This window comes from Staphylococcus sp. FSL H8-0121, from assembly GCF_038008425.1.
GTDB classification, from domain to species: domain Bacteria; phylum Bacillota; class Bacilli; order Staphylococcales; family Staphylococcaceae; genus Staphylococcus; species Staphylococcus pasteuri.
Window position 1 is genome coordinate 106,577 of the sequence record NZ_JBBOZB010000001.1, and the last position, 26,957, is coordinate 133,533.

General features: G+C 31.5%; 24 protein-coding genes. 15 read left to right on the forward strand and 9 right to left on the reverse strand.

Translation table 11 applies throughout. The annotated features are described in order from the left end of the window. Nucleotides 1–112: 112 nt before the first annotated feature. Nucleotides 113–1,780 carry a formate--tetrahydrofolate ligase gene (locus tag LFT63_RS00645; RefSeq protein ID WP_340767751.1) on the forward strand — a complete coding sequence of 556 codons (1,668 nt, stop codon included), beginning with the start codon at nt 113–115 and terminating at the stop codon, nt 1,778–1,780. Nucleotides 1,781–1,832: 52 nt separating this feature from the next. On the opposite strand, the gene LFT63_RS00650 is transcribed toward LFT63_RS00645, so the two are convergent. After that, nucleotides 1,833–2,744 carry a transglycosylase domain-containing protein gene (locus LFT63_RS00650; RefSeq protein WP_340767752.1) on the reverse strand — a complete coding sequence of 304 codons (912 nt, stop codon included), beginning with the start codon at nt 2,742–2,744 and terminating at the stop codon, nt 1,833–1,835. A gap of 576 nt (nt 2,745–3,320) precedes the next feature. Here LFT63_RS00650 and tyrS point away from each other — a divergent pair. The 3 genes from tyrS to LFT63_RS00665 all read left to right on the forward strand — a co-directional run bounded on the left by tyrS (nt 3,321) and on the right by LFT63_RS00665 (nt 6,670). After that, a complete protein-coding gene (gene tyrS, locus LFT63_RS00655) occupies nt 3,321–4,583 on the forward strand; it encodes a tyrosine--tRNA ligase (RefSeq protein ID WP_017638250.1) in 1,263 nt (420 codons plus the stop codon). Between the two features lie 61 nt (nt 4,584–4,644). Then, nucleotides 4,645–5,109: a MarR family transcriptional regulator gene (locus LFT63_RS00660; RefSeq protein WP_017638249.1), complete on the forward strand. Its 465-nt coding sequence runs from the start codon at nt 4,645–4,647 to the stop codon at nt 5,107–5,109. 133 nt (nt 5,110–5,242) lie between these two features. Further along, complete coding sequence (locus LFT63_RS00665; protein ID WP_340767753.1) at nt 5,243–6,670, forward strand: MDR family MFS transporter; 1,428 nt, start codon at nt 5,243–5,245, stop codon at nt 6,668–6,670. 24 nt (nt 6,671–6,694) lie between these two features. On the opposite strand, the gene LFT63_RS00670 is transcribed toward LFT63_RS00665, so the two are convergent. Continuing rightward, nucleotides 6,695–7,951, reverse strand: coding sequence for a S1C family serine protease (locus LFT63_RS00670; protein WP_017638247.1), 1,257 nt, complete (start codon nt 7,949–7,951; stop codon nt 6,695–6,697). A 171-nt stretch (nt 7,952–8,122) separates the two neighbouring features. On the opposite strand from LFT63_RS00670, the gene LFT63_RS00675 reads away from it, so the two are divergent. Further along, complete coding sequence (locus tag LFT63_RS00675) at nt 8,123–8,740, forward strand: lysophospholipid acyltransferase family protein (RefSeq protein WP_340767754.1); 618 nt, start codon at nt 8,123–8,125, stop codon at nt 8,738–8,740. A 112-nt stretch (nt 8,741–8,852) separates the two neighbouring features. On the opposite strand, the gene LFT63_RS00680 is transcribed toward LFT63_RS00675, so the two are convergent. Continuing rightward, nucleotides 8,853–9,176, reverse strand: a complete 324-nt coding sequence (locus LFT63_RS00680) for a hypothetical protein (protein ID WP_017638245.1) — start codon at nt 9,174–9,176, stop codon at nt 8,853–8,855. Nucleotides 9,177–9,560: 384 nt separating this feature from the next. On the opposite strand from LFT63_RS00680, the gene nagE reads away from it, so the two are divergent. Both nagE and LFT63_RS00690 read left to right on the forward strand, forming a co-directional pair. Beyond that, a complete protein-coding gene (gene nagE, locus LFT63_RS00685) occupies nt 9,561–11,039 on the forward strand; it encodes an N-acetylglucosamine-specific PTS transporter subunit IIBC (protein WP_046466810.1) in 1,479 nt (492 codons plus the stop codon). 96 nt (nt 11,040–11,135) lie between these two features. After that, the gene (locus tag LFT63_RS00690; protein ID WP_029055656.1) at nt 11,136–12,260 is read left to right on the forward strand and encodes an HAD family hydrolase; all 1,125 of its coding nucleotides are present in this window, start codon (nt 11,136–11,138) and stop codon (nt 12,258–12,260) included. 77 nt (nt 12,261–12,337) lie between these two features. On the opposite strand, the gene serA is transcribed toward LFT63_RS00690, so the two are convergent. The 3 genes from serA to LFT63_RS00705 all read right to left on the reverse strand — a co-directional run bounded on the left by serA (nt 12,338) and on the right by LFT63_RS00705 (nt 15,650). After that, nucleotides 12,338–13,933, reverse strand: a complete 1,596-nt coding sequence (serA, locus tag LFT63_RS00695; RefSeq protein WP_218047232.1) for a phosphoglycerate dehydrogenase — start codon at nt 13,931–13,933, stop codon at nt 12,338–12,340. After that, complete coding sequence (locus tag LFT63_RS00700; RefSeq protein ID WP_029055658.1) at nt 13,923–15,086, reverse strand: pyridoxal-phosphate-dependent aminotransferase family protein; 1,164 nt, start codon at nt 15,084–15,086, stop codon at nt 13,923–13,925. The genes serA and LFT63_RS00700 overlap by 11 nt, the downstream gene beginning before the upstream one ends. Before the next feature lie 123 nt (nt 15,087–15,209). Next, nucleotides 15,210–15,650, reverse strand: coding sequence for an OsmC family protein (locus LFT63_RS00705; RefSeq protein ID WP_029055659.1), 441 nt, complete (start codon nt 15,648–15,650; stop codon nt 15,210–15,212). A gap of 77 nt (nt 15,651–15,727) precedes the next feature. On the opposite strand from LFT63_RS00705, the gene LFT63_RS00710 reads away from it, so the two are divergent. Continuing rightward, nucleotides 15,728–16,465 (forward strand): glycerophosphodiester phosphodiesterase, encoded by a 738-nt coding sequence (locus LFT63_RS00710; protein ID WP_029055660.1) that lies wholly within the window; start codon nt 15,728–15,730, stop codon nt 16,463–16,465. Between the two features lie 109 nt (nt 16,466–16,574). Here LFT63_RS00710 and rpsD read toward each other — a convergent pair whose 3' ends face one another. Further along, nucleotides 16,575–17,177: a 30S ribosomal protein S4 gene (gene rpsD, locus LFT63_RS00715; RefSeq protein WP_340767757.1), complete on the reverse strand. Its 603-nt coding sequence runs from the start codon at nt 17,175–17,177 to the stop codon at nt 16,575–16,577. Nucleotides 17,178–17,410: 233 nt separating this feature from the next. Further along, nucleotides 17,411–17,872: a GAF domain-containing protein gene (locus tag LFT63_RS00720; RefSeq protein WP_029055661.1), complete on the reverse strand. Its 462-nt coding sequence runs from the start codon at nt 17,870–17,872 to the stop codon at nt 17,411–17,413. 135 nt (nt 17,873–18,007) lie between these two features. Between LFT63_RS00720 and ezrA the strand changes: the two genes are divergently transcribed. The 7 genes from ezrA (at nt 18,008) to LFT63_RS00755 (ending at nt 26,221) form a co-directional block, all read left to right on the forward strand. Further along, nucleotides 18,008–19,702 (forward strand): septation ring formation regulator EzrA, encoded by a 1,695-nt coding sequence (ezrA, locus tag LFT63_RS00725; protein ID WP_017638236.1) that lies wholly within the window; start codon nt 18,008–18,010, stop codon nt 19,700–19,702. A 240-nt stretch (nt 19,703–19,942) separates the two neighbouring features. Further along, the gene (locus LFT63_RS00730; RefSeq protein ID WP_340767758.1) at nt 19,943–21,082 is read left to right on the forward strand and encodes a cysteine desulfurase family protein; all 1,140 of its coding nucleotides are present in this window, start codon (nt 19,943–19,945) and stop codon (nt 21,080–21,082) included. Next, nucleotides 21,082–22,305 carry a tRNA uracil 4-sulfurtransferase ThiI gene (gene thiI, locus LFT63_RS00735; protein ID WP_070453969.1) on the forward strand — a complete coding sequence of 408 codons (1,224 nt, stop codon included), beginning with the start codon at nt 21,082–21,084 and terminating at the stop codon, nt 22,303–22,305. The genes LFT63_RS00730 and thiI overlap by 1 nt, the downstream gene beginning before the upstream one ends. 25 nt (nt 22,306–22,330) lie before the next feature. Beyond that, a complete protein-coding gene (locus LFT63_RS00740) occupies nt 22,331–23,107 on the forward strand; it encodes a sulfite exporter TauE/SafE family protein (RefSeq protein ID WP_340767759.1) in 777 nt (258 codons plus the stop codon). A 227-nt stretch (nt 23,108–23,334) separates the two neighbouring features. Beyond that, on the forward strand, nt 23,335–23,829 hold the full coding sequence (gene tpx / locus LFT63_RS00745; RefSeq protein ID WP_029055664.1) for a thiol peroxidase: 495 nt from the start codon (nt 23,335–23,337) through the stop codon (nt 23,827–23,829). A 121-nt stretch (nt 23,830–23,950) separates the two neighbouring features. After that, nucleotides 23,951–24,898 (forward strand): class I SAM-dependent methyltransferase, encoded by a 948-nt coding sequence (locus tag LFT63_RS00750; protein ID WP_108000589.1) that lies wholly within the window; start codon nt 23,951–23,953, stop codon nt 24,896–24,898. A gap of 87 nt (nt 24,899–24,985) precedes the next feature. Further along, nucleotides 24,986–26,221, forward strand: a complete 1,236-nt coding sequence (locus LFT63_RS00755; RefSeq protein ID WP_017638230.1) for an acetate kinase — start codon at nt 24,986–24,988, stop codon at nt 26,219–26,221. A gap of 147 nt (nt 26,222–26,368) precedes the next feature. Here LFT63_RS00755 and LFT63_RS00760 read toward each other — a convergent pair whose 3' ends face one another. Then, a complete protein-coding gene (locus LFT63_RS00760) occupies nt 26,369–26,869 on the reverse strand; it encodes a universal stress protein (RefSeq protein WP_017638229.1) in 501 nt (166 codons plus the stop codon). Nucleotides 26,870–26,957: the final 88 nt, after the last annotated feature.

Genomic DNA, 26,957 nt, shown 5'->3' on the forward strand with positions numbered 1-26,957 from the left:
AATAAATAAGTCGGTTATTATTAAAGATGTAAGAGCAACTGAATCATGTACATAACTGATTCTTACACTTATTTTTATAATTTTATAAATATTTATAAGGGGTTGAAATAAGTTGGAACATTTATCAGATTTAGAAATTGCAAACCAATCAAAATTAAGACCTATTAGTGAAATTGCTAATGAGGCAGGAATTTCAGATGAAGCTTTAGAACAATATGGACATTATAAAGCTAAAATTGATATAAACCAAATTAAACCTAAAGACAATAAAGGTAAAGTAGTATTAGTAACTGCTATGAGTCCAACTCCAGCTGGAGAGGGTAAATCAACAGTAACAGTAGGATTATCAGATGCTTTCCATGAACTAAAGAAAAGTGTCATGGTAGCTTTACGTGAACCTGCTTTAGGACCTACTTTTGGTATTAAAGGTGGCGCAACAGGCGGCGGTTATGCACAAGTATTACCAATGGAAGATATTAACTTACATTTTAATGGTGATTTCCATGCTATTACTACTGCAAATAATGCTTTATCTGCTTTCATAGATAACCATATACACCAAGGTAATGACTTAGGCATAGATCAACGTAGAATTGAATGGAAACGTGTTCTAGACATGAATGATCGTGCACTACGTCATGTAAACGTTGGTTTAGGTGGTCCAACTAACGGTGTGCCACGTGAAGATGGATTTAATATTACTGTTGCCTCAGAAATTATGGCTATTTTATGTTTAAGTCGTAATATTAAAGATTTAAGAGAAAAAATAAGTAAAATAACAATTGGATATACACGCGATCGTAAACCAGTTACCGTTGCAGATTTAAAAGTTGAAGGCGCATTAGCTATGATTATAAAAGATGCAATTAAACCTAACTTAGTACAGACAATTGAAGGTACACCTGCATTAGTTCATGGTGGCCCATTCGCTAACATTGCACATGGTTGTAATTCTATTTTAGCTACAGAAACAGCGAGAGACTTAGCTGATATTGTTGTCACAGAAGCAGGCTTTGGTTCAGATTTAGGTGCTGAGAAATTTATGGATATCAAAGCCCGTGAAGCTGGTTTCGAACCTTCAGCTGTCGTCTTAGTGGCAACAGTTCGTGCTTTAAAAATGCATGGCGGAGTCACTAAGGATACCTTGAAAGAAGAAAATGTAGATGCAGTTAAAGCTGGTATTGTTAACTTAGAACGACACGTTAATAATATTAAAAAATTTGGTGTAGAACCAATTATTGCAATTAATGCATTCATTCATGATACAGATGCTGAAGTAGAATTTGTTAAATCATGGGCAAAAGAAAATGGCGTAAGAATTGCTCTAACTGAAGTTTGGGAAAAAGGTGGCAAAGGCGGAGTTGACCTCGCTAATGAAGTTCTAGAAGTTCTAGATCAACCACAAAATTTCAAACCACTTTATGAATTAGAACAACCACTAGAAGATAAAATTGAAACAATTGTTAAAGAAATTTATGGCGGTTCAAAAGTAACATTCACTAGTAAAGCTCAAAAACAATTAAAACAATTTAAAGATAATGGTTGGGATCATTACCCAATTTGTATGGCTAAAACACAATACTCATTTAGTGATGATCAAACAGCATTAGGAGCACCAAGTGATTTCGAAATCACAATCCGTGAATTAGAAGCTAAAACTGGTGCAGGATTTATCGTTGCATTGACAGGTGCAATTATGACAATGCCAGGTTTACCTAAAAAACCTGCTGCATTAAACATGGACGTAACTGATGATGGACATGCAATAGGATTATTCTAAAATATATAGTTAACCCCTTGATAATTTATTGAATATTATCAAGGGGTTATTTTTAATTTGATGATTTTTTAGGTTTAGTTAATAAATGAGTTTTAATATTATATTGTTTTGCTTTTTGATATTCTGCCTTTGTAATTTTTTCTTCTACTAGCATACGTTTTAGAACATAATGTTGTCTTTTTATGCTATATTCAATTTCATTTGCAGGTTTTAAGTTACCATTTTCGTCATAGGGTGTATAACCATATGGACTTTGTAATAACCCAATAAGATAAGCGGATTGAGCGATATTTAAATGTTCCGCTGAAACACCGAATAAACTATAAGATGCAGATGAAATACCAGTGATATTAGCACCGTTATAATCTCGTCCAAATGGAACAATATTTAAATAGGTGTAGATAATTTCCTTTTTGCTTAATATATCTTCAAGTCGTTGAGCTAGTATAATTTCATTAGCCTTACGACTATATGTTTTTTCATTAGTTAACACTTGATTTTTAACTAATTGTTGTGTAATGGTGCTGCCACCAGAACTATGTTCTTTCTGAGATAAATCTTGAAACATTGCTCTTAAAATGGCTTTTGGAAGAATGCCGTTATGCTGGAAAAATAAAGTATCTTCTGAAGACGTTAGCGCTTTAATAACATCTGGATTCACATGTTTAGGACCTACTATTAATGGATTAAGTGAATGATCATATTCATATAAGATGTCCTTGTTTTTATAATTAATTAAATCATCTCCAGCAAAGTGAATGACTTTATGTTTTAATGCATTATCACTTATTGATGATGCTTCTTTAGTTAGTTGGTGAAAATAAACTAGGGCAGCTAATAAGATAATAAGTGTAAACACTACACCGATTATAAAAACTGAAACAATGATGTGTTTAATTCGTTTATATAATTTTTCAAATCGAAACAAATTATCATGTTGCCGATGTTGTTTCATATTATCCATAGCAAACCTCCTTATTTTAGCTTATTATATCATACTCGGTAAGTTGACTTTTAAAATAATGTTAACTATAATTAGATTCAAATACATAGGTTTCAGATGAAGGACAAGTAACTTTGTAGAGAATTTCAGAGAGTTAGTGGTTGCTGTGAACTAATATTTTCTATTTTGTGAATACACCTTTTTATTACAAGTCTGACGTTTGATTAATGAACGTATCATTAAGAGAGATATTAGGTTAAAGAATATCCAACAATTTTGGACACTTAGATAACTAAACGTTTGAGTATTATACCAAATGAATTAGTTTTAGAATTGTGGATGATTCACTTATGAAGCCTAAATTTAAGTATGGTGGTACCGTGCAAATGCGCCCTTACATTGATGAGATGTAGGGGCATTTTTTTGTTTAATTGTATATCTAATACACTTTTGATTATAGTAACTTTGAAAGTTATTGATATTTAGATATTCAGTAAAATATGATATGAACCATTTAAACTTAAAAGGCTTATCTTTCAATCACACTTACATCTAAACTTATGATAATAAAAGAATATTTTTAGGAGGAATTGAATAATGTCAAATGCATTAATTGAAGATTTAAAATGGCGTGGACTTATATATCAACAAACTGATGAAGCGGGAATTGAAGAATTATTAAATAAAGAACAAGTAGCTTTATATTGTGGTGCAGACCCAACAGCAGATAGTTTACACATTGGTCATTTGCTTCCATTTCTAACTTTAAGACGTTTCCAAGAACATGGTCATCGTCCGATTGTATTAATCGGTGGCGGTACAGGTATGATTGGTGATCCATCTGGTAAATCAGAAGAACGTGTATTACAAACCGAAGAACAAGTAGAAGCTAATGTACAAGGTATTAGTCAACAAATGCATAAACTATTTGAGTTCGGTACAGATAAAGGTGCAACTTTAGTTAACAATAAAGATTGGTTGGGGCAAATCTCGTTAATTAGCTTTTTACGTGACTATGGTAAACATGTTGGTGTTAACTATATGCTAGGAAAAGATTCTATTCAAACAAGATTAGAACATGGTATTTCTTATACAGAGTTCACATATACTATTTTACAAGCAATTGACTTTGGTCATTTGAACCGTGAATTAAATTGTAAAATCCAAGTAGGTGGTTCAGATCAATGGGGTAATATTACAAGTGGTATCGAATTAATGAGACGTATGTATGGACAAACTGAAGCATATGGTTTAACTATTCCTCTAGTAACTAAATCTGATGGTAAGAAATTTGGTAAATCAGAATCTGGTGCTGTTTGGTTAGATGCAGAAAAGACAAGCCCTTACGAGTTTTATCAATTTTGGATAAACCAATCAGATGAAGATGTAATAAAATTCTTAAAATACTTTACTTTCTTAAGCAAAGAAGAGATTGATCAATTAGAACAATCTAAAGAGGAAGCACCACATAAACGTGAAGCACAAAAAGCATTAGCTGAAAATGTAACTCGTTTTATCCATGGTGAGGCTGCTTTAAACGATGCCATTAGAATTTCACAAGCATTATTTAGTGGAGATTTAAAATCATTATCAGCTAAAGAATTAAAAGAAGGTTTCAAAGATGTACCTCAAGTTGAATTATCTAAAGAAACTACAAATATTATTGAAGCATTAATTGAAACAGGAATTGCTACTTCAAAACGTCAAGCGCGTGAAGATGTTAATAATGGCGCAATTTATATTAATGGTGAACGTCAACAAGATGTAAATTATGAACTTTCAGATCAAGACAAAATCGAAGACGAATTTACTATTATTCGTAGAGGTAAAAAGAAATACTTTATGGTTAATTACAAATAACTTATTTAAGATCATGAATCAATTACCTAAAGATCTAAATTGGTGTGTGGGAGGTTAAAACTTGAATAAAGAAGAAGTCATCATGATAGGGTTGAGAAACATGTTTAATAAAATTGCTTGGCTAAATAAAGATGAAATGCAAGAAGCTCTAAAAGAATACAAATCAAGTGAAGTTCATTGTATTGAAGCCATACATGACTTAAAAAACCCTAATGTTAAAAGTTTAACTGAACAATTATTTATGACAAGAGGTGCCATAAGTAAATTGACAAAACGTCTTCAAACAAAATCGTTGATTGAAAGTTATCGAAGCGATAGTAATAAAAAAGAAATATATTTTCGACTTACACCAAAAGGTCAACAAGTTTATAACACACATCAGCAACTACATGCTAAGTTTGAAGCAAGAGATCGAGTGGTATTCGACAATTTATCACAAGAAGAATTTGATAGTATATATCAATTTATTGAAAGATATAATAACCATTTAGATGATGAAATTAAGAAAAATGAATTACAACTTTAAATAAATTTAGAAAGTTATAGTTTCGAGAATGAGGCATTATTGATGCCTCATTTTTATTTTTCAAATTTTTATTGTTGACAAGGAAACAAAATAGGTGTAAATTTGTTGACGTAGAAACAAAAAGGAGTCACTTATGTCAGAATATAAAGCACAAAGTCAACAAATTCCAAAAGAAACGAGGTATGCAGCATGGGCTATTGCTATAGGTGCTATCGCTCCAATGTTAGATTCAACGATGATCAACATTGGTATCAAACAATTAAACCAAACATTTCATACTAGTATTGATATTGTTCAATGGGGAATTACAGGATATATTCTAGCTTTAGCTATTGCTATTCCATTCTCTGGTTGGTTAATGAATCAATTCAATAGTAAAAATGTATTTATAATAGCAATGTCATTATTCGGTTTAACTTCATTAATGGTTGGACTTAGTAATTCAGTTAACGTATTTATTCTATTTAGAATTGTTCAAGGTTTTAGCGCAGGTGTTATCACTTCTCTTATGTTTACTTTATTAGTTAAGACTGCAGGTCAAGAACATATAGGTAAGGTAATGGCTATTGTAAGCACCCCAATGATCTTTGGACCTATATTAGGACCTACGTTAGGTGGTTTTATTATTCACTTTGCATCTTGGAGATGGATGTTTTTTATTAATATATTAGTAACTGTTATTTCGGTACCACTTATGATGAAATACGTACCATCTTTTAAACCATTTAACAAAGATAAATCGTTAGACGCTATTGGAATTGCTATGTTAGGAATTATTAGTACAAGTTTAATATATGGTATCACCGAAGCAGGAGATAAAGGTACATTTTTGGATCCTTTAGCAGTCTTTTGTATAACTGTAGGTGTGATATTTATTGTTGGTTATGTCATTTATAATTTAAGAAATCAATTTAATACGATATTACCTATTAACTTATTTAAAAGTAAAACTTACTCAGCTTCAATGTTAGGATTACTTTTGGCTAATATAGGTATTATGGGACCAATGGTTATACTGCCGTTATTCTTTCAATCTTTTAAACATTATTCTGCAATCGAAGCAGCTTTAGCATTAATACCTCAAGGGGTAGGGATGTTGATCACACGTCCATATATAGGTAAATATATTGATAGAATAGGTGCAAAATACGTTATTATGATAAGTATTGTGATTGCTATTATCGGCACTTTACCATTAGCTTTTGTAGATCAACATACATCTATCTGGTGGATATCTCTAATATTATTTATTCGAGGATGTAGCGTGGGTGGTATAAATCTTGGATTGATGGCAGATGCATATAAAGGTGTGTCAGAATCACAATTATCAGAGGCTGGTGTTGGCATCAATATGATAGAGAATGTTGGTGCTAGTTTTGGAACAGCCATTATCGCTACTGTAGTCGCTTCTAACATTTCAAAATCTGCTATGCATGATGTTATCAGTAAGCAATTAACAGGATTTCATGAAGGATTTGTGGTTTCTGTGATAGCTATTTTATTTATATTAATTCCAGCCTTATTTTTAACTAAAAATAAACAAGGTATTGATGAATCTTAATTTCATCAATACCTTGTTTTACTATTATTGTGCAAATTGACTTTGTCTTTCTGAAGATGACTGTGTAGATGTTTGTGTTTGTTTTTTTAATTTAACATCAATACTTTTAGTTTTACCATCTCGGATAACTGTTAATTTAATATGCTCTCCGGGTTTCTTATGTTCATATAAATAAGTTCTTAGATCAGTATCTTCTTTAACAGTTTTATTATCAACTTTTGTTATAATATCACCTTTTTTAAGGTTACTATCATGACTCACTTTAGCAACATAAACACCAGATTGACTATCGGTATTCATTTCTTTTCTGTATGATTCAGGGATATCTTGTAAATTGATTAATCCTATACCAATAGATGGACGTTCGATTTTCCCATGCTTAACTAATTGCTCAATTGTAACTTTTACTTCATTACTAGGAATAGCAAATCCAATTCCTTCGACTTGTTCAGATGCAATTTTCATTGAGTTGATACCAACTAAATTACCATTAATATCTACAAGTGCACCACCAGAATTACCTGGGTTGATCGCTGCATCAGTTTGAAGTACATTTACTTTTGTATTGCCACCAGTCGTATTAGCATCAATTGTGCGTTCATTTGCAGAAATAATACCAGATGTGACTGAATTTGCAAATTCTAAACCGAGTGGGTTACCCATTGCAAACACGCTATCTCCTGTTTGAACTTTTGATGAATTTGCAAAATCGATTGATTTGATACCTTTAGTATTATCTATTTTTAATACAGCAATGTCTGTAACAGCATCTTTGCCGACAAGTTTAGCTTTAACTTGTTTTGAATTGTGTAATTGTACTTTTATCTCAGATGCACCATCAATAACATGGTTATTTGTTACGATATAAGCAGAACCGTCACTAATTTGATAAATAACACCTGAACCTATACCAGCTTCTTCTGGTTTAGAAGTTTTTCCTTTTAATAAATCATCAAGGTTATTTGATTTTTGCATATTAATAACTCCAACAATAGCTGGAGAAACATCTTTAATCATCTCATGGACAGAATCATATTTATCACTTTTTCCATCTAATTGATTACCGCCTTTACTATTTGACGCTTCATTAACCGTTGCACCATCATGATTTAATACAGTTTGATTAAGTATCTTACCAATTCCAAGAACGAGTAAGGCACCAATAATACCTGCAATTAATGCAACTAAAATGGTTTTAAACCACGGAAACTTAGGTTTATTATATCGAGATGGTTGTTGTTGAGAATCATAAGATTGATTCGATTGTGTATAATCTGACATATTTGACCTCCAATTTTAATAATCTCTACTCTTAATTATGTAATTTTTTTCACAAAAACGCTAGTCTTCTGCTATCAGACTTTAGACTTATTTAGAAGTTATCTTGTTCATATTGCAGGTAAATGATAAAATCTATATGTTAAATAGAAAACTATATAAGTAGGTGTAACGATGTATAAAGTGATAAGTAGTATTTTATATTTTATTTTAGTTAAATTAGGCAAATCACTATTTGTTATTGGTAAAGAAAACATTCCCAAAGACAATAATTATGTTGTGACTTGTACACATGAAAGTTATAACGAGGTTATAATGTTAGGTATGGCAATTTATCCAAATCAAATTAACTATATGGCTAAGAAAGAATTATTTAGTAATAAATGGGGCGGGAAATTCCTGAGCTCATTAAATGCGTTTCCTGTTGATAGAGAAAACCCAGGTCCAAGTACATTGAAACGACCAATTAAATTACTAAAAGAAAATAAAACTGTAGGCATATTCCCAACAGGTCATAGAACATCAATGGAAGGTGCACCATTAAAAAGAGGTGCAGCTACAATAGCTATGTTAGGTAAAGCACCTATTTTACCAGCTGCATATGTAGGACCTAAAGCATTACATGGATTAGTGACTGGGCAAGCTTTACTTAAATTTGGAGAGCCAATTGATACAAGTGATATTCCTAAAGAGTTAAAGAGAAATGAAAAAGTAGAATATTTAACTAAAGAAATTGAACGTAGAACAACTGTGCTTCAAAAAGAATTAAATGAAATAGCTAAAAATTTATAGTAAAACAATAAAGGTTGGATAATGATTCAAGTACGAATAAATCATTATCCAACCTTTTAATTTTCAGTGATATTAATAAAATAAATAAGTACTAACAATTGTAAAACTAAACTTATTGTTTAATTTTCTCGAATTTATCTTCACTGTCTGGTTTATCATCAGGCGAGTCAATCGTATATATTGCCTTTTTACCCACTTTTAAATATCCTGTTTCTCCGCCTAAATTTGCTTTAGCTAAATTTTTATGGTCTTTATCATCTTTAATAGACCCTTCAAGTGACATACCGTCAATAGTGACTTTGAGTGATTCACCTTTAATCGTAATGATATCTCCATCACTATTTTGCCATTTTCCTTCAGCTTGTTTAGTAGGGCTACTAGAACATGCTACTAATAATATACTTAAAATTGAAATTAAAACTAAAAACTTTTTCACGTTGCACCATCCTCCTTAAATATTGACTTTATTTTATCAAACAAACAAAATGTTGTGTATAATACATTTTGTATAATTTATTTTAAATGAATTAATATAAAGTTAAATATTAAGCTATTTATAGATGTATTTAATATCTTTTTTTCGAATTAAAAAGAAAGATTTCAAAAAATAACTAATTAAATATCTTGAAAAGTTCATAATTAGAGCGTATTAGCAATTTTAATTATCTTCTTATTCTGATACAATATTTAAGGATAATAATTGATGTGACGGCATTTAAGAACGCTTTCATTAAATATTAACTATAAATAACGTTGAATTATATAGTTTTGGATATCAAATACATAATTGTTGTAATTCAATCGAAAAGGGGAGAATTGAATGTATAAATTTTTTCAGAACTTAGGTCGTTCATTAATGCTTCCTGTTGCTGTCTTACCTGCTGCAGCGATTATAGTAGGGATTGGTAACGCACTTAATGCATTACATGTTTTACCTCAAGTAGCTCTATTTTTTGTAGCAGTGGGTACAACTATTTTAGGGCAATTGGGAATACTATTTGCCATTGGTGTAGCAATTGGTATGGCTAAGAAAAATGATGGTGCCGTTGCACTTGCCGCAGCATTAGGTTTCTTTGTTGTTACACAAGTACTATCACCTAAAAATTTAGCACCTATTTTACATATGAAACAAAGTTCCATAGATTTATCATTTGAAAAAATGGATAATGCTAATGTTTTTGTAGGTATTATTATTGGTTTAATTGCAGCATATACCTATAATAAATTTAGTGACACTGAATTACCAGTTGCATTATCGTTCTTTAGTGGGAAACGTTTAGTTCCAATACTAACAGCCTTTTTCTGTACTTTCTTAGCAATTATATTATTATTTGTTTGGCCAGTTGTATATGGTGCAATCATGACATTTGGAACATGGATTGTAGGTATGGGGCCATTTGGAGCCTTTATATATGGTGTAGCGAATCGACTATTAATTCCAACTGGTCTACATCATGCATTAAACACTGTATTTTGGTTTGATACAATTGGCATTAATGATATCGGTAAATTCCAAACTGGTAAAGATGCTGTTCATGGTATAACAGGTCGATATCAAGCTGGTTTCTTCCCAATTATGATGTTTGGTATGCCAGCAGCGGCATTAGCGATGTATCATACTGCTAAAACTTCACAACAAAAGCAAGTTTATGGCTGGTTTTTAGGAAGTGCTATTGCTGCATTCTTCGTTGGTGTCACTGAACCTATTGAATTTGCGTTTATGTTTGTAGCACCTGTATTATATGTTATTCATGCTTTCTTAACAGGTCTATCACTATTTATTGCAGCACTTTTCCATTGGACAGCAGGATTCTCATTTAGCGCTGGTCTTATAGATTATCTATTATCATTAATTAATCCAGTATCTAATCATCCACTCATGTTACTAGTACAAGGTGTTGTATTCTTTATCTTATACTACGTCATCTTTAGATTTGTTATTCAAGTATTTAACTTAAATACTATTGGTCGTGGAGATAATGAATTAGCTGATCCAACAGACGAAGATGCTATTGAAAAAGAAAATGATAATGGTAAACCAACTAAAACAAGTAAATATACTAAGTCAGCTTCACAAATACTGGAAGGTTTAGGTGGTAGCCAAAATATTACTACCTTAACTAATTGCGCAACAAGACTAAGACTCGAACTTAAAGACAATTCAAACATTGATGAACAAAAAATCAAGAACGCTGGAGCTGTTGGTGTAACTAAAAGTGGTCAACATTCTACGCAAGTGATTATAGGTACACATGTTCAACAAGTAGCAGATGAAATTGAAAAACAAATGGAACAATAATATTAAAGTAGAGCAAATTCATTTTTGAATTTGCTCTATTTATTTTCACCATGTATATTATATAGTATCAGAATTTTCTGAAAGGGAGTAAGATAGATGAAGTCAGTTTTATTTGATGTTGATGGTGTATTTTTAAGTGAAGAAAGATGTTTTGATGTTTCGGCATTAACAGTATATGAATTGCTAATGGATAATAATTATTTAGGTTTGGATAATAACAATAATTTAAACCATCTTGATGATGACATAATTTCAAATGTAAGGTCTAACATCTTTGTGAATGATAAAGTATTGCATCAATTAAAATCATTAGGTCTTAATTCTAATTGGGATATGCTCTATATTGTATTTTGTCTACATTTTATTAAAATCTTAAAGCTACTGCCATTAGACAAGATTGAAAATGTATTACAAACAAAGTCTATAAAACCATCGCAATTACAATTAATAGGTCAGTCTATAACCAAAGATTATCAAATTGATTATAATTTACCACTTACTTTTTTAAATTCGGTTGATAGTGGGAAAGAGAATATTTTTGCATCTTTAAAGGAATTTGCTAAAAGTGAGCTTAGTGTGAGTAATGTATCACTATTTGAATTTAAAAGTTCATTATGGTATTTAACGCAATCTATATATCAAGAATGGTATTTAGGATCAACCCTATTCGAGACTGTTGAAGGTCAATTAGCATATAAAAGTGATAAGAATGGCTTTATACATCAAGAAATTGTCATTCGTCCAGTTGAAGAATTGCAAAGTTTGTTTAATGATTTGAAAAATGAAGGCTATCTTATTGCAATAGCAACAGGTCGACCTAGAACTGAAACGCTTGTGCCTTTTGAATCATTAGAATTGTTACCGTACTTCGACAATAATAATATTGTGACAGCAAGTGAAGTGATGAAGGCAGAGAATTTATATCCTAATTATAAGCCATTAGGTAAACCTAATCCTTTTAGTTATATTGCTACATTAAATGGTAATAAAGAAGAAGAATATTATAAATATGCTTCGGTACAGAATGATATTGTAAATAAAGAAGATGTTTTTATAGTAGGGGATTCTTTAGCAGATTTATTAAGTGCTAAGAAAATTGGTGCTACTTTTATAGGAACATTAACAGGATTAAAAGGTAAGCAAGCTAAATCAGAATTAGAGTCATATGAAGCGGATTATATTATTAATCATGTTGGTGAATTAAGACAAATTTTATTATAAAAATAAGCTACAGAATACATGAGTGATGTACTGGATACAACATTCATATATTTCTGTAGCTTTAATTATTTTAAGGTTTAAATCGTTAGCTTGGTACTTATAATTTTATTAAATGGTACGACTTGATTTAACTCTTCAATAATTTGTTGAGGTGCTTGTTGATCAATAGAGAGAATCATTAATGCCTGTCCACCTTCATCAGTTCTTCCTAAAGTCATTGACGCAATATTTATACCTTTAGAACCTAATAAGTTTCCAGTTTTACCTACAATACCAGGCTGGTCATTATGACATGTAACAATTTGATATTGATTAGGTTTAAAATCTAATGAGAAGTTATTAATTCTAACAATTCTAGGACCGAAACCGGCTAATACTGTACCACCGATTTTAATTGAATCTTTATCATTAGATAATGATAATTCAATATAATTACTGAAACCAGAATCATTTTTATTCTTTTCAATATTGTATGATACATCTTGTTTATTTAATAAAGCAAGGGCATTTATAATATTAACTTCATCTGCAAAATCTTCTTTTAATATATGAGTAACTATAGTTCTTGTAATTAGACTAGTATCTGCTTTTGCAACATCACCGTCATAAGTCATTGTAATTTTACTTGGTGCACCACTTAATAATTGTATTCCAAATTCTCCAAGTGTTGTAGCTAAAGATAAATAATCTTTAACGTTTTGATCTACGTTATTCAAATCCATCTTAGGTGCATTAACGGCATTTTTGACAGTACCATTTGTAAGAATATCTTTCATTTCATTAGAAACTGATATAGCTACTTTTTCTTGAGCTTCTACCGTTGAAGCTCCTAAATGAGGTGTCACTATAATATTATCGTGTTCAATTAGTGGTGAATCTGTAGGCGGTTCATGTTCAAAAACATCAATTGCTGCCCAAGAAATAAGTGACTGATCTAATGCATTTACAAGTGCTTGTTCATCAATAATACCGCCTCTTGCAACATTTATAATTTGTAAGTTTGGCTTAGCTTTTTTGAAAAATGCCTCTCCTACAATACCTTTCGTTTTAGGTGTAAGTGGCGTATGGACTGTGACAAAGTCGGCATTTTCAGCAATTTCGTCAACTGTTGCTAATTTAATGTCTAATGTTTTTGCTTTATCTTCGGTTAAATAAGGGTCAAAAGCTAAGATATTCATACCAAAACTTTGCGCACGTTTGGCTACACCTAAACCAATACGACCTGCACCAATAACACCTAATGTTTTGTTATATAATTCAGTACCACGAAAAGCTTTACGGTTCCATTCACCTGATTTTAAAGATTGATGCGCTTGAGGAATATTTCGAGCCATAGCTAAAATCATTGCGATTGAATGTTCGGTTGCAGATATTGTATTACCGTCTGGTGCATTGATTACTAAAATCCCTTTTAAAGTAGCTGAGTCGATGTCGATATTATCTACGCCCACGCCAGCTCTTGCAATTACTTTTAAGTTTGAAGCGGCTAGAATGATTTTATTCGTAACTTGTGTTTGACTGCGTACAATTAATCCTTCATATTCGGGAATAATATTGATTAAGTCATCTTCTGATAAATCGGTTTTTATATCAACTTCAAATTGTTCATCTTCCAATAAACTCTTTATACCCTCATTTGAAATAGGGTCGGACACTAAAATTTTATGACTCATGATGAATCACCTCCATGAATTTAGATATACCTGTTCCGATATAATTAGTTTTTCTTGCTTCAGTAAGGATTAGTTCTAAAGCTGATACGACGGATAATATATCAAATGGAGAAATCTTACCCATATGTCCTATTCTTAGGATTTTCCCTTTTAAATGTCCTTGTCCTCCGGCAATTGTAATATTAAATCGGGATTTAAGTTGGTTTTTAATTAATGATAGTTCATCTTTTGTATTAGGAATGAAAGCTGTGACAGTAGGGGAAGCTACATCATCATCATCAACTAATAATTTAAGGTTTAAGGCTGTTAAAGCAGCACGGAGAGCATCTCTTATAAGATAGTGTCTTTCAATAACATGGTTGAAGCCCTCATGTTTAACCAAATCAACATATGCATTAACGCCTCTAAATAGCGCAACATTAGGTGTAAAAGGCGTTGAGTGATTATTTGCTGAATCAATATATTTATTTAAATCAAGATAGAATCTAGGTGTAGTTACTTCGTTAAATCTTTGCTTTGCTCTATCATTATAAGCTACAAATGCCAATCCAGGAGGTAGCATAATAGCTTTCTGACTACCTGAAACTAAGACATCTATATTGTCTTTGACTAAATCTACTTCAACAGCTCCAATACAGCTAACGCCATCCACTACAAAAAAGATATCTTTATCATATGTTTTAAGTGATTTTCCTAGTTTATGGATAGGGTGTAAAACGCCAGTTGATGTTTCACAAAATTGAGAGAACACAGCTGTTATTTTTACATTTAGTGATTTGATATAGTCTATAAACTGGTCAACATTAACTGATTTTCCCCAAGTAACCTCAAAGACGTGCACATTGCTATAATACGTTTCAGCTATTTGTTTGAACCGATTACCAAATGCACCTGAAACTATAATGACAATATGATCGTCAGGGTTAGCGATATTTAACATACTTGCTTCAAGTACGCTTGTACCACTTGAAGTTAATATTAAAATATCGTTTTGTGCGCCAAATATCGGTTTTAAGCCGCTAAATGCTTCTTCAGCAATCGTCTCAAAATCGGGAGAACGATGACCTACCATAGGTAATTGAATTTGAGCCATAATTTCATCAGGTACAGGGGTTGGTCCAGGTGTAAGTAAAAGGGGTTGATAATAATGCATAAAATATTCCTCCAACTGTAAGATTTAATTATTTTAACAAATATTCTGAAAATTTAAAAGATAAAATTAAAAGCTACCAGTCCGATTATTATTAATCACAAAAGAACTGATAGCTAGAATGTATTATTTAATTGTTGGTTTAATATGTACAGCAACGTTATTGCGAATTGAGTTAGAGATCATACAGTTATTGTCAGCAATTTTTAACAATTTAGGTAATCGATTTTCAAGACTTTCTCTATTATGTGGTGCAACTTCGATTTCAGGATAATGCGTAATGGAATCCATTCTGAATTTAGCATTTTCAAATATAGCAGTGCCTATAGATGATTGTGTTATAGAAATATCATCGTAACCTGCTCTTTCAAGTGTAGCTGCTAATGAAATAATGTAACATGAAGAGGCAGCACTAACTAATAATTCGTCTGGATTCGTACCGACACCATTTCCGCCAAGTGTACTAGGTATAGATATTTGCTCATTAATAATATCTCCTGTAACGTTGCCAACTTCATTTCTACCACCATGCCATTTTGTTTGAACTTTAAAATCATGTTGAACCATTTAAATTGACCTCCTGTGTCATTATGGTAACTTAAGTTTAGAATATATCTAAACAAATTAAAAGAAAGGTGACTCTCATGACAATTGAACGACCAAACCAATCATTCAAGTTAATCGCGCATAGAGGATTACCTAAAGATTATCCAGAAAATACATTGATTGGGTATCAACATGCGTTAGATTTACCGATTGATATGTTAGAAATTGATTTGCATTATACTAAAGATAACAAACTAGTTGTAATTCATGATGATACAATTGATCGTACTTCTAATGGAAAGGGAAAAGTAAAAGATTATACACTAGATGAGTTAAGACAATTTGATTTCGGATCAAATCATGATGGTCAACCGAATCATGTACAGATTCCCACATTTGATGAAGTGCTACAATTACATTCAAATAGTTCTAAAACATTACTTATTGAAATTAAAAAGCCAAGTCAATACCCAGGTATTGAAACAATGATTGTAGACAAACTTAAAGAATATAAAGTTCCAACTAAAAAAGTGATTTTACAATCATTTGATTTTAATAGTGTGAAAAAACTTTCAGATATGAAAATAGAATATGAATTAGGAGTATTAATTAGTAAGAAAAAATATTGGTATAAGTTACCTAACTTTAAAGAAATCGCTCAAGTAGCCAATTATGTAAATCCTAACTTTAGTCTCGTAAATAAACATTTTATGGACAAAGCACATAGCGAATATTTAAAGGTTATGCCTTATACAGTTAATGAGACGAAAGATGCAAATCATCTTATCAACTTAAAAGTGGATGGCATTATAACAGATATACCAGATAAATTGTAAATAGAAGAGGAGAAACAAACGTAACGTTAGTTTCTCCTTTTTTAAAGATTAAAAGATATAAAAAAACACCCAATCTCCAAATGGAAATTGGGTGGAAAATATAAACCAATTATCTTGAGTAGTACTCAACGATTAATTGTTCATTGATTTCAGCTGGTAACTCGCTACGTTCAGGGAAACGAACGAAAGTTCCTTTTAAGTTGTCAGCATCAAAGTTTAAATATTCAGGTACGAAGTTGTTGATTTCAACAGACTCAGTAATGATATCTAATTTTTGTGATTTTTCACGAACGCTGATTTCTTGACCAGGTTTTAATGAATATGATGGGATGTCTACGCGACGGCCATCAACTTCAATGTGACCATGGTTAACTAATTGACGTGCTTGACGACGAGTACGTGCTAAACCTAATGAATAAACTACTGCGTCTAAACGACTTGCAAGTAAAATCATGAAGTTTTCACCGTGTACACCGTATTGTTTAGCAGCGATGTCAAAAGTGTTACGGAATTGACGTTCTGTCATTCCATATGAATAACGTAATTTTTGTTTTTCACGTAATTGTAAACCATATTCTGATAATTTTTTACGTTGGTTTGGACCATGTTGTCCTGGTGCGTAAGGACGTTTTTCTAATTCTTTACCTGTACCGCTTAATGAAATACCTAAGCGACGAGATTTTTTCCAGTTTGAACCTCTGAATCGAGCCATAATAAGACTCCTCCTTTTTCTTTTTTGTTGTTATGAATAAACAAAAAAGAGTGTTATATGCTTATTAAGATATGTTGTTTTATGTGTCTTCACCTTATAGCGACAGTTACACGACACGTCCACATTGGGAACAACATAGCGCTCAATAATATACAACTGCTATTTTCGTTAATTCACACAAATTTCATTGTACCAGTTTATATAGAAGAGTCAATACTTTTATACTAAATTAGTTATATTTGATTTTCTATAATCGAAACGATTTTTTCCAATCCTATTCTATCTTGATCATTAAATCTATTTTTTATTGGCGCATCAATATCTAAAACGCCTATAATTTTACCATCCTTATGAATTGGTACAACAATTTCTGAATTACTATTTGCATCACAAGCAATGTGACCTGGAAATTGATGGACATCTTTCACAACTTGTGTTTCATTAGTAGAGACTGCAGTTCCGCATACACCTTTTCCGATTTGAATGTGGACACAAGCAGGATGACCTTGAAAAGGACCTAAGATAAGTTCGTTTTCCTCTATTAAATAGAAGCCGACCCAATTAATTTTATCCATATTGTCATTAATAAGCGCAGAGGCATTACTTAATATAGCAATTAAATTAGTTTCATCTTCTATTAGACTAGAGAGCTGTTTTTGTAATAAGTCATAATTTGTATTTTTAATGTCTATCATAACCTGTCCCCTTAAATAATATTTTACAATAGTATAAGGTGTTTAAAATATTCTATCAATAAATACATTTTCTGATTTAATGAAACGATAAATTACGTTATAATAATGAATGATAACATAGGAGGAGAAGTACATATGGTGTTATATATCATTTTAGCAATAATTGTTATTATACTGATTGCTGTAGGTATAATGTTTTATTTGCGCTCGAACAAACGACAGCTCATTGAAAAGGCTGAAGAACGTAAAGTTGAAATTGAAACTCTACCTTTTGACCAAAACATTAAAAAATTATCAAGCTTAAACTTGAAAGGTGAAACTAAAACTAAATACGACGCAATGAAAAAAGACAACTTAGAAAATACTAATAATTACTTAGCTCCTGTTGAGGAAAAAATTCACAATGCTGAGGAGTTATTAGATAAGTTTAATTTTTCAGGTGCTCAAGCTGAAATCGATGATGCTCACGAATTAATGGATCAATATGAAGCTAGTTATAATAACCAAGTTTCACAAGTAGATGAGATTTTAGCACTACATAAAGATAATGAATCGTTATATGAAAAGTGCAAAGTTGATCATCGTGAAATGAAAAGGGATATTTTAGCTAATCGTCATCAATATGGTGAAGCTGCAAATCCATTGGAAACAGAAATTGAAAATTTTGAACCTAAATTATCTCAATATGAAGTATTAAAAGCTGATGGCAATTATGTGCAAGCACACAATCATATTTCAGCATTACATGAAGAGATGCAAAGTTTAAAAGAATATATGGAAGAAATTCCAGAATTAATCCGTGAAGCACAAAAAGAATTACCTGGTCAATTCCAAGACTTGAAATATGGTTGCAGAGATCTAAAAGTAGAAGGATACGATTTAGACCATGTCAAAGTTGATGGAACAGTTCAAAGCTTGAAAACAGAATTAAGTTTTGTTGAACCTATGATTAGTAGATTAGAATTAAACGAAGCAAATGATAAACTTGAATATATCAATGATAAATTAGATGAAATGTATGATTTAATTGAACATGAAGTTAAGGCTAAAAATGAAGTAGAAGAAACTAAAGATGTTATCACTGATGATTTATTTAAAGCCAAAGACATGAATTATACATTGAAAACAGAAATTGAATATGTTCGTGAAAATTATTATATTAATGAATCAGATGTTCAAAGCGTAAGACAATTTGAAAATGAAATTCAAAATCTTATCTCTGTATATGATGAAATTCTTAAAGAAATGTCTAAATCTGCAGTTCGCTATAGTGAAGTACAAGATAATTTACAATATCTAGAAGATCACGTGAGCGTTATTAATGAAAAACAAGATAAACTACAAAATCATTTAATTCAATTACGTGAAGATGAAGCAGAAGCTGAAGATAATTTAATTCGCGTACAATCTAAAAAAGAAGAAGTTTATCGCCGATTACTTGCTTCTAACTTGCCAAGTGTTCCGGAAAGATTCATTATTATGAAAAATGAAATAGATTATGAAGTTCGTGAAGTAGATGAACAATTTAGTGATAGACCAATACATGTAAAACAATTAAAAGACAAAGTTGCTAAAATTGTTATTCAGATGAACACATTTGAAGATGAAGCTAATGATGTATTAGTTAATGCAGTTTACGCTGAAAAACTAATCCAATACGGTAATAGATATCGTAAAGATTACCAAAGCATTGATAAAAGCTTAAACGAAGCGGAACGTTTATTTAAAAACAACCGTTACAAACGTTCAATCGAAATTTCAGAACAAGCACTTGAAAGTGTAGAACCAGGAATTACTAAGCATATTGAAGAACAAGTAATTAAAGAATAATTGATATTAATTAATAGAGACATGATTTCCATATAATTGGAAGTCATGTCTTTTATTTTTATAAAAAAATAGTATAATGCTTGAGTATGCTTATTTAGAATATTAAATGGTAAAATACCTCAATAATACATAATAATTATTAATATAAATAAACGAGATAAAACGCTATAAAAAATAGAAATGATTATCCTAAATGTTTAGATTAAACTTAAAAATTTTCAAGAAAGAGAAGTGTTATCAATGATTTATTTAGATAATGCAGCTACTACAAAAGTTGATTCAAGTGTAATGAATTCTTTTGTGAAAGTTAATGAATCACTTTATTTCAATCCCAATAGTCCTCATCAAGCAGGTCTTCAAGCTGAAAAACTATTACAACAAGCAAAAGAGCAAATCAATCAAGCACTTAAATTAAATCATTTATATGATATTATTTTCACAAGTGGTGCAACTGAATCGAACAATATGGCTTTGAAAGGTATAGCTTATCGTAAAAAAGATACTGCTAATGAAATTATCACGTCAGTATTAGAGCATCCTTCTGTATTAGAAGTTGTAAGATATTTAGCTGAAAAAGAAGGATTCATATTAAAATATGTCAATGTTAAACCTAATGGACAAATAGATATTGAACATTTCAAAGCATTGATGAATGATCGTGTAGGGCTTGTAACATGTATGTATGTGAATAATATTATGGGACAAATTCAACCTATTAAACAAATTGTAAACATATTAAAAAAATATCCGAAAGCTCATTTTCACGTTGATGCCGTACAAGCACTAGGAAAAATCCCGTTAAATATAGACGGAATTGATAGTTTAAGTTTAAGTGGGCACAAATTTAACGGACTTAAAGGGCAAGGTTTATTAATTACTAGAACAGCTCATAATCTCGAACCAATTATTCATGGCGGTGGACAAGAATTTGGTGTTCGTAGCGGCACAGTCAATTTACCGATGGCGGTATCAATGGTTAAAGCAATCAATCAAGCTGTTCAACAAACTGAACAATTAAACCAAACATTATCTTCTTATCAACAACAAATAAGAGAAATGGTTGAAACTTATCCTGGTGTGAAAATAAACTCTCCAGAAGATGCAGCGCCACAAATCATTAATATAGGTTTCCCTGGTGTAAAAGGCGAAGTATTAGTTAATGCATTTTCTAAACAAGATATAATGGTTTCTACTACGAGTGCATGTTCCTCTAAAAGAGGAAAACTGAATGAAGTATTATTAGCTATGGGAATACCGGAAAAACAAATCGAAGGCAGTATCCGATTATCAATGGGTCAAACTACCACACAAGCTGATATTGATACATTTAAAGAAAAATTTGAACTAATATATAAAGAAATCAAGGAGTTGTTGAAATAATGAAATACGACCATTTAATCGTAAGATATGGTGAGTTAACGCTTAAAGGTTCTAACCGTAAAAAGTTTGTTAACCAATTAAAAACCAATGTGACTAGAGCGTTAAAACCTCTAGAAGGATTTCATATCAAAGGTAAAAGAGACCGTATGTATATTGAATTATCAGATGAAGCTGATATTGATGAAATCATTGACCGTTTATCAAAAGTATATGGTATCAAATCAATCAGTCCAGTATTAAAAACAGAAAAAAATGATCAAGCAATTGCTGAAGTAGCTGTTCGTTTAGCACAATCATTTGAAAAAGGTTCTACATTTAAAATTGACGTCAAAAGATCTGATAAATCGTACCACAAAGACACTTATGAATTACAACGTGAAATTGGTGGCGAAGTATTAAAAAATGTTGAAGGTTTAACAGTAGATGTTAAACGTCCACAACATGAAATTCGAGTAGAAGTTCGATTAGATGCGATTTATTTATATGTAGATGTTATACAAGGATCAGGTGGTTTACCTGTAGGTACTGGTGGTAAGACGTTATTGATGCTATCAGGAGGTATAGATTCACCTGTTGCTGGTATGGAAGTTATGAAACGTGGCGTAACTATTGAAGCCATTCATTTCCATAGTCCACCATTCACAAGTGAAAAGGCTAAGGAAAAAGTCATTGAATTAACACGTATTTTATCAGAACGTGTGGGTCCAATTAAGTTGCATATTGTACCTTTTACTGAATTACAGAAGCAAATTAATAAATCAGTTCATCCAAGATATACAATGACATCTACAAGACGTTTGATGATGAGAGTGGCTGATCAATTAGTTCATAAAATTGGTGCGTTGGGTATTGTAAACGGTGAAAACTTAGGTCAAGTGGCTAGTCAAACATTAAATAGTATGTATGCCATAAACCATGTTACGTCAACACCGGTGTTACGACCATTGTTAACACTTGATAAAGAAGACATTGTTAAAAAAGCAAAAGACATTGGTACGTTTGAGGTGTCTATACAACCATATGAAGATTGTTGTACGATTTTCACACCTAAAAATCCTGTTACAGAACCTGATTTTGATAAAGTTGTAGAATATGAAAGTGTATTTAATTTCGATGATATGGTTGACGAAGCAGTTGAAAATATTGAAATGATAACTATAGATAAAAATTATAAATCTGAAAAAGATAAAACAACTGATGCTTTAATTGAAGATTTGTTTTAATAGATTAGCGTAAAGGGGTCATGTCATGGGATGGGATGTATACGTTATATTAATCATAGTTTTATTTGGCTTTTTAGCTGCATTTATTGATTCGGTTGTAGGCGGTGGAGGTTTAATTTCAACCCCTGCACTATTAGCAATAGGGCTACCACCTGCAGTTGCATTAGGTACAAATAAATTAGCTAGTTCTTTTGGAACACTAACGAGTACAATAAAATTCGTTAGGTCAGGCAATGTAGATTTAAAGATTGTAGCGAAATTATTTCCTTTTGTACTTGTGGCTTCAGTTGGCGGGGCATATTTAGCAACAATGCTTCCTGCACAATTGCTAAAACCATTAATCATAGTCGCTTTGTCATTGGTATTTATATATACGCTTGTTAAAAAGGACTGGGGATCAGTACGTACCTTTACTTCTTTTACACCTATAAAAGCAACTATGTTTGTTATTGCTTATCTCATCATTGGTTTTTATGATGGATTTATTGGTGGTGGCACAGGCTCTTTTATGTTATTTGTATTACTTATGTTTGGTTTTGATTTTTTAAGTGCTGCAGGTAATGCTAAAGTACTTAATTTTGCATCGAACATAGGTGCACTTATATTATTTATGTCATTAGGACAAGTAAATTATTTTTATGGAATGATTATGGCGATAAGTATGATAGTAGGTTCATATGTTGGAGCCCAATTTGCAATAAGTAAAAGCGTAGGTTACGTAAAAGTGTTATTTATAATCGTTACAGCAGTTTTAATTGTTAAAAATGCATATGATTATATTATACATCTGCTTACAAATTAAATAACTATAATAAAGCAAATCAAGGATGGTATTAATGCACATTGTATTAAAATATCTTTTGATTTGCTTTTTTATTTTCAATAAAATAAGTGGGGATAAGATATTCATGATTAACACACGTAATGACACGGATAAATTTTAAAAATATAAAAGTTTAAAATTGAATTTAGTCTTACTGTTATCGTATGATATAAATGTATGAAAATTATTTATAGGAGGTCATAACAATGACTGAAATTACTTTTAGTAACAATCCAGTAACATTATCAGGACAACAAGTGAATGTAGGTGATATTGCACCTGATTTTACAGTATTAGATAATGATTTAAATCAAAAATCATTAGATGACTATGCTAATAAGAAAAAATTAATTAGTGTTGTACCATCAATTGATACAGGTGTATGTGACCAACAAACTCGTAAATTCAACGAAGAAGCTTCACAAGAAGATGGTGTTGTATTAACAATTTCAGTTGACCTACCATTTGCACAAAAAAGATGGTGCGCTTCTAATGGTTTAGAAAATGTTGTTACATTAAGCGACCATAGAGACTTATCATTTGGTGAGAACTTTGGTGTAGTAATGGAAGGAATGAGATTATTAGCTCGTTCTGTATTCGTACTAGATCAAGATAATAAAGTGGTTTATAAAGAAATTGTGAGTGAAGGAACAAACTTCCCAGATTTTGATAAAGCTTTAGAAGCATATAAAAATTTATAAGAATTAAATTTTAGATACCGATTTGAATAGTAAGTGCCCATCTTTTTAAAAGTGATAAAATGATAAAATATTGATTTTCACTATCGAAATGATGGGCACTTTTTATAGAGAGGGAATTAAAATGACTGAAGAAAATACGATTATGGAAAAGTTATTCCAGCACTTAGATGAAAAAGCTAAAACTTTAAATCAAGAAAATGGGCAAAGTTTTATAGAAAATCTAGGTTTAGCTATGGAAGACGTTTATACAAGCCAACGAGAAATGTTGGAACAAGCAACATTGCAAGATCGAAGAAAAGCTTTCCAATTTGCATATTTAAGTTTAATGCAAGAGGAAAATATTCAAGCGAACCATCAAATCACACCAGATTCTATTGGACTTATTTTAGGATTCTTGGTACAACGATTTACGCAAAATAAAGAAGAGATGCATGTTGTCGATATTGCTAGTGGTGCTGGACATTTAAGTGCGGCTGTTAAAGAAGTATTAACCGATAAAACAATTATGCATCATCTTATAGAAGTGGATCCTGTATTATCAAGAGTTAGTGTGCATTTAGCAAATTATCTTGAAATCCCGTTTGATGTTTACCCACAAGACGCTATTATGCCATTACCACTAGAAGAAGCAGATATCATTATTGGTGACTTACCAATTGGGTATTATCCAGTTGACGAACGTAGTAAAGAAATGAAATTAGGTTTCGAAGAGGGACATAGTTACTCACACTATTTACTTATTGAACAAGCTGTAAATGCATTAAAAGGGGCAGGATATGCATTTTTAGTTGTTCCAAGTGAATTATTTTCAGGAGAACATGTGAAACAGTTAGAAAAATTCATTACTACAGAAACAGAGATGCAAGCATTTCTTAATTTACCATCAACATTATTTAAAAATGAGAAAGCTCGTAAATCTATATTGATTTTACAAAAGAAAGAAACTGGTGTTACAAAACCAGTTGAAGTATTTTTAGCTAATATACCTGATTTCAAAAATCCACAACAATTCCAAGGTTTTATGTCTGAATTAAATCAGTGGATGGACACAAATCATACAAAAAAATAATCTGTAACAGTATAGAATTCAAACTGTGTTAATGATAAAATAAACTATGAAAAATATAATTAAACAAACGATGGAGGACAAAATATTATGTCAAAATTAATTTTGGCGATTAATGCTGGTAGCTCTTCTTTGAAGTTCCAGCTTATTAGAATGCCTGAAGAAAAAACAGTTACCAAAGGCGTTGTTGAAAGAATTGGTATGAAAGATTCAATTTTTACAATCTTAGTTGAAGGGGAAAAACTAACCGAAGTCAAAGATATCAAAGACCATGAAGAAGCGGTAGATATTATGTTGGCGAAATTCAAAGAACATAATATTATTCAAGATATCTATGAAATTCAAGGAACAGGACATCGAGTTGTACACGGTGGCGAAACATTTCCTTCATCAGCTGTAGTAACTGACGAAGTTGAAGAACAAATTGAGGCATTGAGTGAGCTAGCACCATTGCATAACCCAGCTAACTTGATGGGTATTAGAGCATTTAGAAAGCTTTTACCAGAAATACCACATGTAGCGGTTTTCGATACATCATTCCACCAAACTATGCCTGAACAGGCTTATTTATATAGTTTACCTTATCGTTATTATGAAGATTACGGAATTCGTAAATATGGTTTCCATGGTACTAGTCATAAATATGTTTCACGTCGTGCAGCAGAAATCTTAGGTAAACCAATTGAAGATTTACGCATTATTTCATGTCATATTGGTAATGGTGCATCAGTTGCTGCGATAGATGGAGGAGAATCAATTGATACTTCAATGGGATTCACTCCATTAGCAGGAGTAACTATGGGTACACGTTCAGGTAACCTTGACCCAGCGTTAATTCCATATATTATGGAGAAAACTGGTAAAAATGCTGATGAAGTGTTAAATATTCTTAATAAAGAGTCTGGATTATTAGGATTAACAGGTACTTCAAGTGACTTACGTGATTTAACAGAAGAAGCTAAACATGGACGTCATAGATCACGTGTTGCATTAGATTTATTCGCTTCAAAAATCCATAAATATATCGGTTCTTATGCAGCAAGAATGCATGGCGTAGATGTAATTGTGTTTACTGCTGGTATAGGTGAAAACTCACATATCATTCGTGGTAAAGTGTTAGAAGGACTAGAGTTTATGGGCGTTTATTGGGATCCTAAGAAAAATGAAAATCTTCATGGTGAAGAAGGCGAAATCAATTACCCACATTCACCTGTTAAAGTACTCGTTGTACCAACAGATGAAGAAGTTATGATTTCAAGAGACGTAGTTAAATATGGTGGCTTATCTGTAGAAGAAGAATCATCAGAAAATGCTGAGTCAAAATAAAAAATTAAGTGTAACTAAAAATACCACTATCTAAAGTTAGATAGTGGTATTTTTTCTAACTAATGTTCTTTTTCAGCGTATTTAACTATAAAACAAATAAAAAACTCACCTTAATTAAAAGGTGAGTCTATATAACCTAAACTAATATTAATTAGAATATCTTTCACGTAATTGTGGAGTTGCAACTTGTGGTTGGAAGTCATTTGGAATTTCTTCTGTTCTTACAACTAAAACATCACAAGGTGCGTGTCTAACGATAGCTTCAGAAACAGAACCAACGATGAATCGTTCAACTGCATTAAGACCTGAAGTACCACTCATAATTAAGTCAGCACCAACTTCTGGTGCAATTTTTTTAGGGATAATCGCTTTAGGTGAACCAAATTCTAAACGCGTTTCAACGTTTGTAACACCAGCATTTGCTGCAACTTCTTTGTAACCTTTTAATAATTCTTCAGAGAAGTGTTTAGATTTTTCAGTAAATTGAGCATCATATACCTCATAAGAAGAATATGTTCTAGAGTCAATAACATTAACAATTGTAAGTTTTGCGTCGTTACGTTTAGCAACCCCAACTGCTTTGTTAAAGGCCCATTCTGCTTCGTGTGAACCGTCGACTGCGATTAAAATATTTTTGTAAGTAATCATAGTCAGTACCCCTTTCGTCTTTTCTTAATTTTATTTTAACATACTTTTCAGAATTTTTAACTCGAAAAATTAACAATTTTGTGTATTT